This is a genomic window from Hyphomonas sp., from assembly GCF_040882205.1.
Classification (GTDB): Bacteria; Pseudomonadota; Alphaproteobacteria; order Caulobacterales; family Hyphomonadaceae; genus Hyphomonas.
Window position 1 is genome coordinate 1 of record NZ_JBBEBT010000052.1, and the last position, 1,284, is coordinate 1,284.

At 62.1% G+C, this 1,284-nt stretch carries 2 protein-coding genes; both read left to right on the top strand.

The features are described 5' to 3' along the window. On the top strand, nucleotides 1-734 hold a 734-nt coding region (locus WEA77_RS02490; RefSeq protein ID WP_368066286.1), incomplete at its 5' end, for a M28 family peptidase. Beyond that, the gene (locus WEA77_RS02495) at nucleotides 731-1,237 is read left to right on the top strand and encodes a DUF1993 family protein (protein WP_368066287.1); all 507 of its coding nucleotides are present in this window, start codon (nucleotides 731-733) and stop codon (nucleotides 1,235-1,237) included. The genes WEA77_RS02490 and WEA77_RS02495, both read left to right, overlap by 4 nt. Nucleotides 1,238-1,284: the final 47 nt, after the last annotated feature.

Consider the following 1,284-nt stretch of genomic DNA (forward strand, 5'->3'; position numbering starts at 1 on the left):
TGCCGAAGACTGCCGACGCGAGCGCCGGGACCGGCGTAAACCTCGTCGGCTGGGTGCCGGGCGAGACGCCCGGGCAGGGGCCTGTGATCCTGGTGACGGCGCACTACGACCATCTCGGCATAAAGGACGGTGAAATATACAACGGCGCGGACGACAATGCCTCCGGCGCCGCAATGCTGACCGCACTGGCGGAGTATTTCGTCAAACGCCGGCCCAGGCATGACACCCTTTTCGTCGCGCTGGACGCCGAGGAGATCGGCCTGCTCGGCGCGCGGGCCCTCGCCTTCGACCCAGGCGTGCCGATGGACCGCGTGGCGCTGAACATCAATCTCGACATGGTGGGCCGCTCGGAAGCGGGCGAACTCTATGCGGCCGGCGTCCACCATACCCCCTTGCTGTCGGAGCTTGTGAGCGAAGTGGCGAAGGTCTCGCCCGTCACACTGTTACAGGGCCATGACCGTCCGGAAGACGGCGCAAATGACTGGACGCTGCAATCCGACCACGGCGTGTTCCATCAGGCGGGTATCCCGTTCCTGTATTTTGGTGTCGAGGATCACCCGGGCTATCACCACCCCTCGGATGATTTTGAATCGCTGACGCTGGACTTCTATGTCCGGGCGGCCGACACGCTGGTGAACGTCCTCAATGCAGCAGACGGAATGCTGCCGGAAATTCATGCGGCGCGCCGCGCGCCCGCACCTGCCCCCTCCAAAACAGAAGGACTGCCTGAATGACCACAACGATCTCCTACCTCCTGAAAACCTCCACCAACCAGACCCTGGGCGCCCTGAAGGGCCTCCTGATGAAGGGCGAGGCCTATGTCGGCGCGCTGAAATGTGAAGAGGCAGCGGTGCTCGCGCAGCGGCTTTACCCGGATATGTTTGCCCTGCCGCGTCAGGTGCAGATTGCCTGCGATACGGTTGCACGCGGCGCGGCCCGCCTGGCCGGAATGGACATGCCGGACTTTCCGGACACGGAGCAAACCTTTGCCGATCTGGTCGCGCGGTGCCAGAAGGCCATCGATTACGTGAATGCCATTGATGATGCGAAGATCGACGCAACGGCAAAAACGGTGCTGCAGATTCCGATGGGGCAGGCGACGATGCCGATGACCGGGGAACAATACCTGCAGAGTTTCATCCTGACGAACCTGCATTTCCATGCGGCGATGGCTTACGCGCTTCTGCGCACACAGGGCGTGCAGATCGGCAAGCGGGATTATCTCGTTCCAGCCTGACCGGATGGAATCAACTATCTGTCATGGTCCGAAATCGGATGATCGTG